The organism is Roseateles sp. P4_D2, from assembly GCF_056401875.1.
Genome location: NZ_JBFUIM010000007.1, coordinates 109,247 through 123,421, shown reverse-complemented (window position 1 = coordinate 123,421; position 14,175 = coordinate 109,247). Strand labels below are relative to the sequence as shown.

11 protein-coding genes are annotated in these 14,175 nt (G+C 66.7%); 10 read left to right on the top strand and 1 reads right to left on the bottom strand.

From position 1 onward, the window contains the following. The first annotated feature begins 4 nt into the window (after nt 1-4). From AC1DW0_RS14300 to AC1DW0_RS14275, 6 genes are all read left to right on the top strand, one after another. On the top strand, nt 5-1,588 hold the full coding sequence (locus AC1DW0_RS14300; RefSeq protein ID WP_477946534.1) for an FAD-dependent oxidoreductase: 1,584 nt from the start codon (nt 5-7) through the stop codon (nt 1,586-1,588). Then, nucleotides 1,585-1,788, top strand: a complete 204-nt coding sequence (locus AC1DW0_RS14295) for a DUF2783 domain-containing protein (protein ID WP_457353684.1) — start codon at nt 1,585-1,587, stop codon at nt 1,786-1,788. The genes AC1DW0_RS14300 and AC1DW0_RS14295 overlap by 4 nt, the downstream gene beginning before the upstream one ends. Nucleotides 1,789-1,808: 20 nt before the next feature. Further along, the gene (locus AC1DW0_RS14290; protein WP_477946531.1) at nt 1,809-3,182 is read left to right on the top strand and encodes a homogentisate 1,2-dioxygenase; all 1,374 of its coding nucleotides are present in this window, start codon (nt 1,809-1,811) and stop codon (nt 3,180-3,182) included. Next, complete coding sequence (gene fahA, locus AC1DW0_RS14285; RefSeq protein ID WP_477946529.1) at nt 3,179-4,408, top strand: fumarylacetoacetase; 1,230 nt, start codon at nt 3,179-3,181, stop codon at nt 4,406-4,408. The genes AC1DW0_RS14290 and fahA overlap by 4 nt, the downstream gene beginning before the upstream one ends. A 252-nt stretch (nt 4,409-4,660) precedes the next feature. Beyond that, complete coding sequence (locus AC1DW0_RS14280) at nt 4,661-7,216, top strand: TonB-dependent receptor (protein WP_477946527.1); 2,556 nt, start codon at nt 4,661-4,663, stop codon at nt 7,214-7,216. A 74-nt stretch (nt 7,217-7,290) separates the two neighbouring features. Continuing rightward, nucleotides 7,291-8,610 carry a sugar MFS transporter gene (locus AC1DW0_RS14275; protein ID WP_477946525.1) on the top strand — a complete coding sequence of 440 codons (1,320 nt, stop codon included), beginning with the start codon at nt 7,291-7,293 and terminating at the stop codon, nt 8,608-8,610. A 70-nt stretch (nt 8,611-8,680) separates the two neighbouring features. On the opposite strand, the gene AC1DW0_RS14270 is transcribed toward AC1DW0_RS14275, so the two are convergent. Then, on the bottom strand, nt 8,681-9,646 hold the full coding sequence (locus AC1DW0_RS14270; protein ID WP_457445598.1) for a LysR substrate-binding domain-containing protein: 966 nt from the start codon (nt 9,644-9,646) through the stop codon (nt 8,681-8,683). A 149-nt stretch (nt 9,647-9,795) separates the two neighbouring features. On the opposite strand from AC1DW0_RS14270, the gene AC1DW0_RS14265 reads away from it, so the two are divergent. From AC1DW0_RS14265 to AC1DW0_RS14250, 4 genes are all read left to right on the top strand, one after another. Next, entirely contained in the window at nt 9,796-10,824 is a 1,029-nt protein-coding gene (locus AC1DW0_RS14265) for a TRAP transporter substrate-binding protein (protein WP_457353676.1), read from the top strand. 113 nt (nt 10,825-10,937) lie between these two features. Then, nucleotides 10,938-12,152, top strand: a complete 1,215-nt coding sequence (locus AC1DW0_RS14260) for a fumarylacetoacetate hydrolase family protein (protein WP_477946522.1) — start codon at nt 10,938-10,940, stop codon at nt 12,150-12,152. A 31-nt stretch (nt 12,153-12,183) separates the two neighbouring features. Beyond that, entirely contained in the window at nt 12,184-12,795 is a 612-nt protein-coding gene (locus AC1DW0_RS14255; protein WP_477946730.1) for a TRAP transporter small permease, read from the top strand. After that, entirely contained in the window at nt 12,792-14,069 is a 1,278-nt protein-coding gene (locus tag AC1DW0_RS14250) for a TRAP transporter large permease subunit (protein WP_477946520.1), read from the top strand. Before AC1DW0_RS14255 ends, AC1DW0_RS14250 begins: the two co-directional genes overlap by 4 nt. The last annotated feature ends 106 nt before the right edge of the window (nt 14,070-14,175 follow it).

Sequence of the window (14,175 nt, the reverse complement as noted above, 5' to 3'; positions counted from 1 at the left end):
CGGCATGGACCTTCCGCAGTACCCCTATCACCAGAGCCTGGAGCAGCGCAGCGGCCAGCCGCAGCGCCGCCCGGTCGTCATCGTCGGCGCCGGGCCCGTGGGCCTGACGTTGGCGCTGGACCTGGCAAAACGCGAGGTGCCCGTCGTCGTCATCGACGACAGTGATCGCATCGGCGACGGCTCGCGCGCCGTCTGCTGGGCCAAGAAGACGCTGGAGGTGTTCGACCGTCTCGGCGTTGGCGAGGCCGTCGCGCGTGAAGGCGTGCGTTGGCAGCGCGGCCGCGTCTTCCACGGCGAGCGCGAGGCCTATACCTTCGACCTGCTGCCCGAGAGCCATCACAAGATGCCGGCGATGGTCAACCTGCAGCAGGACCAGGTCGAGGCCAGGCTCGTGCGCGCGGCGCAACTGGATCAACGCATCGAACTGCGCGGCAAGCATGAGCTGATCGGGCTGGAGCAGGACGAAGGTGGCGTCACGCTGAACGTGCGCACGCCCGACGGCTTGTTCGACATGCGCGCCGACTGGGTCGTCGGCTGCGATGGCGCGCGCAGCCCCACGCGCAGTTTGCTGGGGCTGGGCTTTGCGGGCCAGGTGTTTGAAGACCGCTTCCTGATCGCCGACGTGCGCCTGGCGCCCGGCGTGCGGCCGCGCGGCCTGGACCCGGCCAGGCCCGAGCGCTGGTTCTGGTTTGACCCGCCGTTTCACCGCGGCCAGTCCGTGCTGCTGCACGCGCAGGCCGCGGGACTCTGGCGCATCGACTTCCAACTGGGGCGCGACGCCGATGCGCAAACTGAGCGCGACCCCGACCGCATCAAGGCCCGTGTCGCGGCGATGCTGGGCACCGATCAATTCGAGCTGGCCTGGTCGTCCATCTACCAGTTCTGCTGCCGCCGCGCTTCGGTGTTCCGCGTGGGCCGTGTGCTGCTGGCCGGCGATGCGGCGCATCAGGTCTCGCCCTTCGGCGCACGTGGCGCCAACAGTGGCGTGCAGGACGCCGACAACCTCGGCTGGAAGCTGGCTGCCGTGCTGAAGGGCGAGGGCGCTGAGGGTGGTTCGGCGCTGCTCGACGCTTACGAGTTCGAGCGCATCGAGGCCGCCGACGACAACATCGGCCACTCGACGCGGGCCACCGACTTCATCAGCCCCAAGAGCGCGCTGAGCCTGCGCCTGCGCAAGGCCGCGCTGGACCTGGCGGCGCACACCGAGTTCGCCAAGCCGCTGGTCAACAGCGGGCGGCTGTCGGTGCCGACCGCGCATGTCGACTCGCCGCTGAGCACGCCCGACGCCGAACCCTGGCCTGGCGGCTCGGCGCCGGGTTGCCCCGCGCCAGACGCACCGCTGGAGACCGGCTGGCTGAGCGAGCAGTTCGGCGAGTTCCTGCTGCTTTGCTTTGGCTGGCCGGCGCCGGCGGCTGGCGTGCGCGTCGTCGTGCTGCCGGCCGAGGGCGTGGCTGCCGCGCGCTATGGCGGCCGGCCGGGCAGCGTCCACCTGATCCGGCCCGACGCCATCGTCGCGGCGCGCTGGCACCGCTTCGACGCCGACGCGCTGCGGGCAGCGCTCGCGCGTGCCCATGGGGAGCCGCAATGACCAAGAGCAAATTGACTCTGACCCCGAATTTCGGTGGCGAAGCCGACGCCTTCTACGCCGAGCTGATCGCTGCCCAGGCGGGCTTGAGCGACGTCGAGGCGGCCGACTGGCTCGCGCGGCTGACCCTGATCCTGTGCAACCACATCGGCGACCGCGAAGTGCTGCGCCAGGCGTTCACGCTGGCGCGTGAATTGCCGTGACCCGTTGGCCCACGAACACCATGACTGAACTGACCTCCATCAGATACTTGACCGGCTTCGGCAACCAGCACAGCAGCGAGGCCCATCCCGGCGCGCTGCCCATCGGCCGCAACAGCCCGCAGCGCGCGCCGCATGGGCTGTATGCCGAGCTGCTCTCCGGCAGCGCCTTCACCGCGCCGCGCGCCGACAACCAGCGCACCTGGCTCTACCGCCGCCGGCCCTCGGTCGTCTGCGGTGGCTACGAGCCGCTGGCGCACGCGCTGTGGAAGAGCGGTGCCGCCGAGGGTGAGTGCGCGTCGCCCGACCCGCTGCGCTGGGGCCCGACGCCGCTGCATGACGACGGCGACTTCATCGACGGCCTGCGCAGCTACGCCGTCAACGGCGAGGTGGGCATGCACGGCATGGGCGCGCTCGCCTACGTCGCGACGCGCTCGATGGGCCGCCGTGCCCTCGTCAACGCCGACGCCGAGATGCTGCTTGTGCCGCAGCAAGGCCGTCTGCTCGTCACGACCGAGCTGGGCCGCCTCGAAGTCGCACCTGGTTTCATCGCGCTGCTGCCGCGCGGCATGGCCTTCAAGATCGACCCGCTGGACGTGCCGGCACGCGGCTATGTCTGCGAGAACCACGGCGCCGCCATGCGCCTGCCTGAGCTGGGGCCCATCGGCTCCAACGGCCTTGCCAATCCGCGCGACTTCGAGGCGCCGGTCGCCTGGTATGAAGATGAGGCCCCCACGTCGGCGGGTACGCCTCCTGCCCCCCGAGGGGGCGCCGCCGCCCTTGGGAGCGGCCCGGCGGGCGGCGCGGAGGACGGCGACTACGAGATCGTCAAGCGCTACGGCGGCAAGCTCTGGCGCGCAAGCCAGGCGCACAGCCCCTTCAACGTCGTCGCCTGGCACGGCAACCTCACGCCCTACCGCTGGGACACCTCGCGCTTCATGACGATCAACACCGTCAGCTTCGACCACCCGGACCCCAGCATCTTCACGGTGCTGACCAGCCCCAGCGACACGCCCGGCTGGGCCAATGTCGATTTCGTCATCTTCCCGCCGCGCTGGATGGTGGCCGAGGACACGTTCAGGCCCCCCTGGTACCACCGCAACGTGATGAGCGAGTTCATGGGCCTGGTGCTGGGCCAGTACGACGCCAAGCCCGAGGGCTTCAAGCCCGGTGGCGCCAGCCTGCACAACAGCTATGTGCCGCACGGCCCCGACACCGAGGCCTTCGACAAGGCCAGCGGCGCCGACTTGAAGCCGCACAAGCTGGACGCCACATTGGCCTTCATGTTCGAGACGCGCTGGCCATTGAAGCCCACGAGCTGGGCGCTACGTGACGCGCCGCTGGAGGCGACCTACGCCAACTGCTGGCAAGGTCTGAAAGACGAGTTCAAAGCATGATTGATCACACGCACGACCAAGCCGCTCTCTCCTGGGTTGCCTCGGCCAATGACCCGGTCACCGACTTTCCGCTGCAGAACCTGCCGTTCTGCTCTTTCCGCCGCATCGGCACGTTGGAGCCCTGGCGTGTGGGCGTTGGCATCGGCGATCAGATCCTCGACCTGACCGGCTGGGGCATCACCGATCTCAACGCCCTGATGGCTCGACCCAGCGGCGAGCGCCGCGCGCTTCGCCATCGCCTGTTTGATACCTTGAAGGCCGGCTCGCCTGAACTCGAACTCGTGCCGCAGCCCGAGGCCGAGTACACGCTGCCCTGCCGCATCGGCGACTACACCGATTTCTACACTGGCATCCACCACGCCCGTGCCATCGGCAAGCTGTTCCGCCCCGACAACCCGCTGCTGCCCAACTACCAGTGGGTGCCCATCGGCTATCACGGCCGCAGCTCCTCCATCGTCGTCAGCGGCACGCCGCTGCGCCGGCCCAAGGGCCAGGTCAAGCCGCCGGACGCCGAGGTGCCCGTCTTCAAGCCGAGCGCGCGTGTCGACTGCGAACTGGAGCTGGGCCTTTTCGTCGGGCCCGGCAATGCCTTGGGCGAGCCCTTCAACATCGACGAGGCCGACGAGCATGCCTTCGGCCTGACCCTGCTGAACGACTGGTCGGCCCGCGACATCCAGCCCTGGGAGTACCAGCCGCTCGGGCCCTTCCTGGCCAAGAACTTCGGCACGACGATCTCGCCGTGGATCGTGACGATGGAGGCGTTGGCACCCTTCCGCATCCCGTTCACGCGGCCCGACGGCGACCCGCAGCCGCTGCCCTATCTCGACTCGCCGGCGCATCGCGCGAACGCGAGCTTCGACATCGAGCTGGAGGTCTGGTTCAAGACACCGGCCATGAGCGAGGCGACGCGCCTGTCGCACTCCAACCTGCGCCACGCCTACTGGTCGCTGGCGCAGATGTTGACCCACCATGCGAGCAATGGCTGCAACCTGCAGCCGGGTGACCTGCTGGGCACTGGCACCATCAGCGGGCCTGCGCCGGAAGAGGCTGGCTCGTTGCTGGAGTTGACTGCAGGTGGCAAGCAGCCGATCACGCTGCCCAATGGCGAGACGCGCACCTTTGTGCTCGACGGAGACACTCTCGGCCTGCGCGCCTTTGCGGAAAAACCCGGATACCGGCGCATCGGTTTCGGCGCCTGCGACGGGCAAATCACGGCCGCGACCTGACCCTGTCTTGCGCCAACGTAACGTCGGCGCAATGAAGTCCAACAAAGCGCAACGCCTTGCTCCAGGTGTGAGCGCCGCCGCTAGATTGCGGGCACTGGCCAGGGTCTGACGACAAGAGACAACGCAGCCCTGGCCTTCTGAGTTGAGCCCCACCCGATGGCACATCCGCCATGGGCGAGGCCCCTTGTTGTCCAACAAAACTCGTTGCCCAGGAGCACCTACGTGGCCAAGCCTCACTTCAAGCCCCTTCTCTTGCCCCGACTCATCGGCCTGGCACTCGGCGCGACAGCGCTTGGCGCCATGGCCCAGGACGCCGCCCAGCAGCTCGACACCGTCGAGATCCGCGGCGTGCGGGCCACGCTGAAGAAGAACCTCGCCGAGAAGCGCGAGTCGCAGAACATCGTCGACTCCATCAGCGCCGAGGACGTCGGCAAGTTCCCCGACAAGAACGTGGCCGACTCGCTGCAGCGCGTGCCCGGCATCTCGGTGGACCGCATCTGGGGCGAGGGCAAGGCCATCTTCGTGCGCGGCACGGACAAGAACCTCAACATGACGCAGCTCAACGGCCAGGCTGTCGCGTCGTCGGAGTGGTGGCTGAACGAGCCGCAGACGCGCAGCTTCAACTACGACGTGCTGCCGTCGGAGATCGTCGGTAGCCTGGATGTGTTCAAGAGCCCGTCGGCCGACCTGGATGAAGGCAGCATCGGCGGCCTCGTCATCGTCAAGACCCGCAAGCCGCTGGCCTTCAAGGACCAGCTCACGCTGCAGGCCTCCGCCGAGGCCATGTACAGCAAGCTGCCCGGCAAGACCGACCCGCAGGTGTCGGGCCTGTTGAACTGGAAGAGCGACGACAAGACCTTCGGCGTGTTGCTGGCCATCAGCAGCCAGAAGCGCCACATGCGCCGCGACGGCCTGGAGCAGTTCTCCGACGGCAAGTACGACGTGAAAGACCAGAACGGCGCGGTCACCAACGCCTATGCCTCCTGGGGCGGCGGCTCGGCCATCTTCCGCCAGGAGCGCGAACGCACGACGACCAACCTCTCGCTGCAGTTCCAGCCCAACCCGGCGACCGATCTCGTGCTGAATCTGATGGATTCGGACATGAAGATGAACAACAACAACCAGAACTACCTCTGGCAAGCCGGTGGCCTGGCGGTGGGCGGCGTCATCAGCGCTGTCGACCCGAAGTTCATCACCGTGGCCGATGGCAGCAAGGCGCTGGTTGGCGGCACGGTCGGCCCCAAGACCGGCGTGTCCTTCGAGCCCATCTACCGCGAGAGCTACATCAAGTCCCGCGTGGCGGACCTGGACGGTACTTACCAAGGCAGCAACTGGCAGCTGCACGGCCAGGTCGGCACCACCAACAGTTCGGGCGGCAGCTCGCATGACCGCCACTTCTGGATGGAGGGCGACACGCGCACGACGATCTCGCTCGGGCCGGATCACTACGGCGTGAAGTACCTCGACATCAACCCGCTGGACCCCAAGGCGCTGACACTGAAGGCGGGCGATGACCGCATTCGCCGCATGGAGGCCAAGGAGAACTACGCCCAGGGCGACGTGACCTTCGATCTCGACAGTGGCGTCATCAAGGCCGTGAAGCTGGGACTCAAGCTGCGCGACAACACGTTGAAGAACACCCGTATCCAGGGCACGGCCGGGCCGGGCTCCACCGGCTGGCAGTCCTTCAGCCTGTCTGACCTGTCCACCGGTCCCTCGCCGCTGCTGAGCCAGCAGGCGGCCACGTCCGACGCGCTGACGCAGTACGCCTGGTATGACGACGCGCTGGTTGCGAGCAAGGGCATCCCGATGTTCGACAAGGCCATGACGTACAAGGACGTGCTCAACGAGAACTACCAGATCAAGGAGCGCATCAGCGCCGTCTACGCCAAGGCCGACTATGCGATGGGGCAGTTGCGCGGTGATTTCGGCCTGCGCTTCGTGCGCACGCAGCAGACCTCGGACGGCTACCTCGGCAACGCCAGCGGCGGCTTCTCGCCCACCAGCGTCGGCAACAACTACACCGATGCGCTGCCCAGCCTGAACGTCGTCTACGACCTCAGCAAGCAGCTGATCCTGCGCGGCTCGGTCTCGCGCGCCATGGCCCGCCAGACCTTCGACCTGCTCAGCCCAGGCATGCGTCGCGACGGCACCGTGCTGTCCAAGGGCTATGCCGGCAACCCGCTGCTCAAGCCGGTGCACGCCAACCAGGCCGAGATCGGCGCCGAGTGGTACTACGCCGATGCGGCGCTGATCTCGGGCACCTTCTTCATCAAGAAGCTCGACACCTTCACCTACAAGGCTTCCAAGTCCGAGCAGGTGGGCAGCGAGACCTTGACCATCGAGCGCCCCTACAACGCCGACAACGGCGCCGACATCAAGGGCTTCGAACTGCAGTGGCAGCAGCCCTTCGGCAACACAGGTTTCGGCACCGTCGTGAACTACACCTTCACCGACGCCAAGGCCGGCGCCGTGGCCGGCCAGCCGCGCCTGAAGGTGCTGGGAAATTCGCGTGACCAGTTCAACTTCAGCGGCTACTACGAGCAGGGGCCCATCACGCTGCGCGTCTCGTACAACTACCGCTCCAAGAGCTATGGCAACGTGGAGATGGGCGGCCAGGTCGTCAACAGCGGCTACGGCCAGTGGGATGCGTCGGCCAGCTGGGACGTGACGCCCAAGATCGCGTTGTATGCGAGTGCGGTGAATCTCAACAACGAGGTCATCAAGTCCAACACCGTCGACGGTATCCCTGTCGGTGTCTACGAGAACGGTGCCCGCTACAGCCTCGGTATCCGAGCCAAGTTCTAAGGTTCGACCTCTGTTGTGGTTCGTGGCGGCGGTGTACACACACCGCTGCCAGCCCTTGCCTGACGCCTTCTCAAATGCACACCAAAACCCTCACACCCACGGCAGGCCAGGGCGTGCTGCTGCCGATGATCTTCATCGGGCTGATGTTCTTCATCCTCGGCTTCGTCACCTGGTTGAACGGCTCGCTGATTCCCTTCCTCAAGATCGTCTGCGAGCTGAACAACTTCCAGGCGCTGTGGGTGGCGTTTGCCTTCTACATCGCCTACACGGTCATGGCACTGCCGAGCGCCGCCATCCTGGCGCGCATCGGCTACAAGCGCGGCATGACGGCTGCTCTCGGCGTCATGGCCATCGGTGCGCTGGCCTTCATCCCGGCGGCCAAGTCGGGGCAATACGCCATCTTTCTGCTGGCCCTGTTCACGCTCGCCAGCGGCATGACGCTGATGCAGACGGCCATCAACCCCTACATCGTCTGCATCGGCTCTCGTGAGAGCGCGGCCATGCGCATCTCGATCATGGGCCTGTTCAACAAGGGCGCCGGCATCGTCGTGCCGCTGGTGTTCTCGGCGCTGATCCTGTCCGGCATGGAGCGCTTCTCCGAATCGGCGCTTGCGGCAGTCGATGCGGCGGGGCGCGAAGCGCTGCGCAACGAGCTGTCGCAGCGCCTGGTCTTTCCCTATGCGGTGATGGCCGTGGGGCTGGTCATCTTCATGGCGCTCATCCACTTCTCGTCGCTGCGCGAGCCCGAGCTGGAAGCGGCTGATGCGCCCGCCGGTGCCGTGAAGCGCTGGGGCGTCTTCCAGCATCCGCAGGTGGTGCTCGGTGCGATGGCCTTGTTCGGCTATGTCGGTGTGGAAGTCATCGCCGGCGACACCATCGGCCTGTACGGCCGTGAACTTGGCGTGGCCCACTACGGCGTGTTGACGTCCTACACCATGGGCTTCATGGTGCTGGGCTATCTGCTCGGCGTGGCGCTGATCCCGCGCTGGATGTCGCAGCGCCTGGCCCTGATCTTCTCGGCCGTCAGCGGCATCGCCTTCGTGCTCGGCGTGGCCACGTCGTCGCCGACGGAGTCGGGCATCTCGCAGGCCCTGCTGGGTTGGGCCGGCGTGCCGTCGGTCCCGAACACCGTGTTCTTCCTCGCCATGCTGGGCCTGTCCAACGCGCTGGTCTGGCCGTCCATCTGGCCGCTGGCGCTCGAAGGCCTGGGCAAGTACACGGCGGCCGGTTCGGCCCTGCTCATCATGGGCATAGCGGGTGGTGCGTTGATCCCCATGCTCTACGGCCACTTCGCCGATGTGTGGACGCCGCAGCGGGGCTACTGGGTCATGCTGCCCTGGTACGGGCTCATCCTGTTCTACGCGCTGTTCGGCAGCCGGCTCAGGAAGTGGTGAGGCTGTCGTCCGGGGCTCGCCGCGGCTGCTGATGCAGCCCTCGTCGGGGTGCGAGGGCAGGGCAGCGGACCTACGCTGTCGCGATCGCCTGCTCGGCCAAGTTGCGGATGACGTCCGTGAACGCTTGAACCGCGGTGCTGGGGGGCTCGTCTCGCAATGTGATCAGGCCGAAGTCGGGCATGCGATCGGGGAGGTCGGCGGCAATTCGCGTCAGCAGACCACGCCGCACGTACTTGTCCACCAGCGCAGCAGGCTGCAGCGACAGCATATGGGTGCTCTGCATCAGCTCGATCGCAAACAGGAACGACGGTGTCTCGACAATGCCCGAGGTGAGCGACAGGCCCGTGCTGCTGAAGATGTCGTCCGACACCTTGCGCAGCGCCGTGGACGTTGGATAGAGGATCCACGGCCAGCGTGAGAGTTCCAACAGCCCGGGTGCCTGAACGCCGCGCAGCGGATGGTGAACGCCGGCAGTGATCTGCAATCCTTCGCCGGCGAGCCTCTCGTACTGGAACTGGTCGCTTTGCGATTTGTCGGTGAAACGGCCGATCATCACGTCGATCTTGCGTTCGGCCAGCCAGATGATCAGCTGGTCGCTGCTCTGTTCCAGGATCTTCAACACCAGCAACGGACGCAGGCGCTGCAGCTCGGCCACCGCCGCAATCAACAGGTGCGCCGCCGAGCCCGAGATGGCGCCGATCGTCAAATGGCCGTGCCCGCCCTGCTTCAGGGTGCTGAACTCGTCGACGAACTTGCGGTGGCTGTCCAACGCCGCGTGGGCATAGCGCAAGGTGAACAGGCCCAGCTCATTCGGCCGCATGCCACGCGGCAGGCGATCGAACAGGCGCGACTCCAGCATCTCCTCGATGTCCATGAGCACCTTGGTCGCCGCCGGCTGGGTGATGTGCATCTGCTCGGCAGTCAGCCGCAGATTGCGCGTGCGTCCCAGGATGTCCAGGAAGTGCAGATGCCTGAAACGCAACCGGGCCAGTTGTGCCACGGCCAAGGGTTTGCCAGGAGGCTTGTCGGGACTCATCAGCATTTGGAATGGATGCTAGCTAAAAAATTCAGTGGACTGGGCCAGAGCGCTCACCTAGCCTCCAGCTCCACCAAGAACCGCCCCCAGAGGGGCCGGCAGGTCGGAGCAAGGTCGCGCGCTCCGCACTTCACGATCCTGGAGACATCATGCAAATCAGATCACTAGGCCTGGCTGCGGCCCTGCTCGCCGCCCTCGCTGGGCTCGCCGGCCCCGCTTCGGCGCAAATCAAGGAGCACGTGTTCAAGGTCGGCATCGGCCTCAGCGACGACCATCCTCAGGCGAAGGCGCTGAAGTTCTTTGCCGAACAGCTGGCAGCCAAGAGCGGCGGCAAGCTGGTGGCGCGGGTCTTCGCCAGCGGCGCGCTGGGCAACGACATCAGCATGACGTCGGCGCTGCGGGGCGGCACCCTTGAGATGACGGTCCCCGACAGCTCGACGCTCGTGTCCCTCGTCAAGCCCTTCGGCGTGATCAACCTGCCTTTGACCTTCAACAACGAGCAGGAAGCCGATGCGGTGCTGGACGGCCCCTTTGGCCAGAAGCTGCTGGCCACGCTGCCCGAGAAAGGCCTGATTGGCCTGGGCTTCTGGGAAAACGGCTTCCGCCACGTCACCAACTCGCGCCGCCCCGTGCAGCGCGCGGACGACCTGAGCGGCCTGAAGCTTCGCGTCATCCAGAGTCCACTGTTCCTGGACACCTTCAACGCACTGGGTGCGAACGCCACGCCGATGCCCTTCACCGAGCTGTACACGGCGATGGAGCAGTCGGCGGTGGATGGCCAGGAGAACCCCGCCGCCACCATCCTTGCCAGCAAGTTCTACGAAGTGCAGAAGCACATGGTGCTGTCGAGACACATGTACAGCGCCTGGGTGCTGCTGATGTCCAAGAAGACCTGGGACGGCCTCTCGGCGGACGAACGAAAGATCGTGCAGGACGCCGCACGCGAAGCCACGCTGTACGAGCGCAAGACCATCCGCGCCTTCTCCGAGACGGCCCTGGCCGAGCTCAAGAAGGCCGGCATGCAGATCACCGACTTGCCGGCCGCCGAGCAGGCCAAGATGCGCAGCAAGCTGCAGCCGGTGCTGGCCAAGTTCAGCAAGGAGTTCGGCGAGGACACGACGGCGGAGTTGAATGCCGAACTGGCCAAGGTGCGCAGCGGCACGGCAGCCGCCAAGTAGTTTGTTTCGCCTGGCGTCGCAGCCGCCCGCCTGGCGTCCACCCTTGTTCGCGACGGCCTGCCGACATCGCCACGCGCTCCGCGTCCCACCTTCCACAACATCCGAGAAGCCTAATGACCGCGACAACGACCGCCCTGCCTGCGCGCGCCGAGGGCGTGCACCCCCTGCTGCCGCAAGACGGCCTGGCCGGCACGCTGGTGGGCCGCGTCTGGCGCGCTGGCACGCCCGGTGGCCCGGCCGTGGTGGCGCTGCGCCCGGATGGCGTGTTCGACGTCAGCCGGCACTTCGCCACCATGAGCACGTTGCTCGAGACCGACGACCCGGCGTCGGCCGTGCGTTCGGTGGCCGGCGAGTTGCTGTGCACCGTCGATGCGCTGCTGGACAACAGCAAGGCCGAAGGCCGCGACGCCGCCTTGCCGTGGTTGCTGGCGCCATGCGACCTGCAAGTGGTCAAGGCCGCTGGCGTCACCTTTGCCTCGAGCTTGATCGAGCGTGTGATCGAGGAGCAGGCTCGCGGCGACGCCAGTCGTGCCCAGGCGCTGCGCAGCCAGGTCCTGGCGCTGATCGGCGACAGCCTGGCCGACATCCGCCCCGGGTCGCCCCAGGCGCAGGCGCTGAAGACGCTGCTGCAGCAGAAGAACCTGTGGTCGCAGTACCTGGAGGTCGGCATCGGGCCGGATGCCGAGGTCTTCACCAAGGCGCCGGTGCTCGCGGCTGTGGGGCATGGCCAGGACATCGGCATCCGCGCTGATTCCGCCTGGAACAACCCGGAGCCCGAGGTCGTGCTGGCTGTCAACAGCCGGGGCGTCATCGTCGGCGCTGCGCTGGGCAACGACGTGAACCTGCGCGACATCGAAGGTCGCAGCGCGCTGCTGCTCGGCAAGGCCAAGGACAACAACGCCTCCTGTGCCATCGGCCCCTTCATCCGCCTGTTCGACGGCCCGTTCGGCCTGAGCGAGGTGCGCCGCGAGACCGTGCACCTGCACGTGAGCGGGGACGACGGCTACACGCTGCGCGGCATCAACACCATGGCCAAGATCAGCCGCGACCCGGTCGACCTGGTGGCCCAGACGATGGCGAGCCACCAATACCCCGACGGCTTCATGCTGTTCCTGGGCACGCTGTTCGCGCCCACCGAAGACCGTGATGAGCCTGGCAGCGGCTTCACCCACAAGCTGGGCGACGTGGTCACCATCCACAGCCACTGGCTGGGCAGCCTGCAAAACCGCGTGACGCATTGCGAAGCGGCGCCGCCCTGGCGCTTCGGCCTGCGCGCCCTCATCGGCAACCTGGCTGAACGCGGCCTGCTGCAGGGGGCGCGGCTGTGACAGCCGGGCGTCTCGCGGGGAAGGCGCCTTGATCGACGCCGCCATCCAGCGGCTGTGCCGCGCCATTGACTTGGCTGTCGGCGCTGCACTCGCCGTGATGGTGGTGCTGGTGTTCGGCAATGTCGTGCTGCGCTATGCCTTCAACTCCGGCATCGCCGTCAGCGAAGAAGTCTCGCGCTGGCTGTTCGTCTGGCTGTGCTTCATGGGCGCCGTGGTGGCGATGAAGGACGGTGCACACCTGGGCACCGACATGCTCGTGTCGCGCCTGCCTGTGGTGGGCAAGAAGGCCTGCATGGTGTTGGGCCACCTGCTCATGCTGTACCTGACCTGGCTGTTCCTTCAGGGCAGTTGGCAGCAGGCGCGCATCAACCTGGACGTGGCAGCGCCGGTGACCGGCGCATCCATGGCCATCTTCTATGCGCCGGGCGTGGTCTTCTCTGTTTGCGCCGGCGTCCTGCTGCTGTTGCAGCTCGCACGGCTACTGACCGGCAACCTCGAGGAGAGCGACCTCGTGATGGTCACAGAGTCGGAAGAGCAGGCCGAGCTCGAAGCCCTGCAGGCCGAGTTGGCGCGCAGCGAAGCGCAGCGTGATCAGCCACCTGCCCACGGCGCCGGCGACACACCCGGTCGCCCACGTCAATGACGGTCCTCATCTTCCTCGGCAGCCTGCTCGGCGCCATGGCACTGGGCATACCCATCGCCTATGCCTTGCTGGCGAGCGGCGTCGCGTTGATGTGGCATCTGGACCTGTTCGACGCGCAGATCCTGGCGCAGAACTTCATCAACGGTGCGGACAGTTTCCCGCTGCTGGCGGTGCCGTTCTTCATGCTGGCCGGCGAGATCATGAACGTCGGCGGGCTGTCGCAGCGCATCGTCAACTTCGCGCTGGCGCTCGTGGGCCACGTCAAGGGTGGGTTGGGCTACGTTGTGATCCTCGCGGCCTGCCTGCTGTCGGCACTGTCGGGTTCCGCGGTGGCGGATGCCGCCGCGCTGACGGCGCTGCTGCTACCGATGATGATCAAGGCCGGGCACAAGCGCGAAGTGTCCGGCGGGCTGATCGCAGCGGCCGGTGTCATCGGCCCCATCATTCCGCCGAGCATCGGCTTCGTCATCTTCGGCGTCGCCGCCAATGTGTCGATCAGCAAGCTGTTCATCGCCGGCATCGTCCCCGGCATCATGATCGGCATCGGCCTGGCGCTGACCTGGTGGTGGGTCGGCCGCAAGGAGGCGCTGGCCTTGCCTCAACGCAAGACGCGCACCGAAGTCTGGGCCGCGGCACGCGAGTCGGTGTGGGCGCTCATGCTGCCGGTCTTCATCCTGGTGGGGCTGCGGATGGGCGTGTTCACGCCTACTGAAGCAGCGGTCGTGGCCGCGGTCTACGCGCTGTTCGTCAGCACCGTGCTGTACCGCGAGCTGAAGCTGCAGGCGCTGATGCGCATCTTCATCACGGCCGCGCGCACCACGGCGGTGGTCATGTTCCTGGTGGCTTCGGCCATGGTGTCTGCATGGCTGGTCACGGTGGCCAATTTGCCGGTGCAGATGGTGGACCTGCTTCGTCCGCTGCTGGACAACCAGACGCTGCTCCTGACCGCCATCATGGTGCTCGTGATGCTCGTGGGCACGGCCATGGACATGACGCCCACCATCCTGATCCTGACGCCGGTGCTGATGCCGTTGATCAAGGCGGCCGGCATCGACCCGGTCTACTTCGGCGTGCTCTTCATCGTCAACAACTCCATCGGCCTGATCACGCCGCCGGTCGGCACCGTCCTCAACGTGGTGGCCGGCGTTGGCCGCATGAAGATGGACGAGGTCACGCGCGGGGTCCTGCCCTTCATGGCCGCCCAGTTCGCGGTGATGTTCGTGATGGTCCTGTTCCCTCAGACCGTGCTCGCACCGCTGCGCTGGTTCTATTGAAGCCTCGGCCGCTTCGAGCTTGAAGCCGCCGGTCGCCTTTGCAGCGGTTGCTGCCGGTCGAGATGATGGCCACGGAGGTTAGGTCTCGGCCAGGAGCCGTCACTCG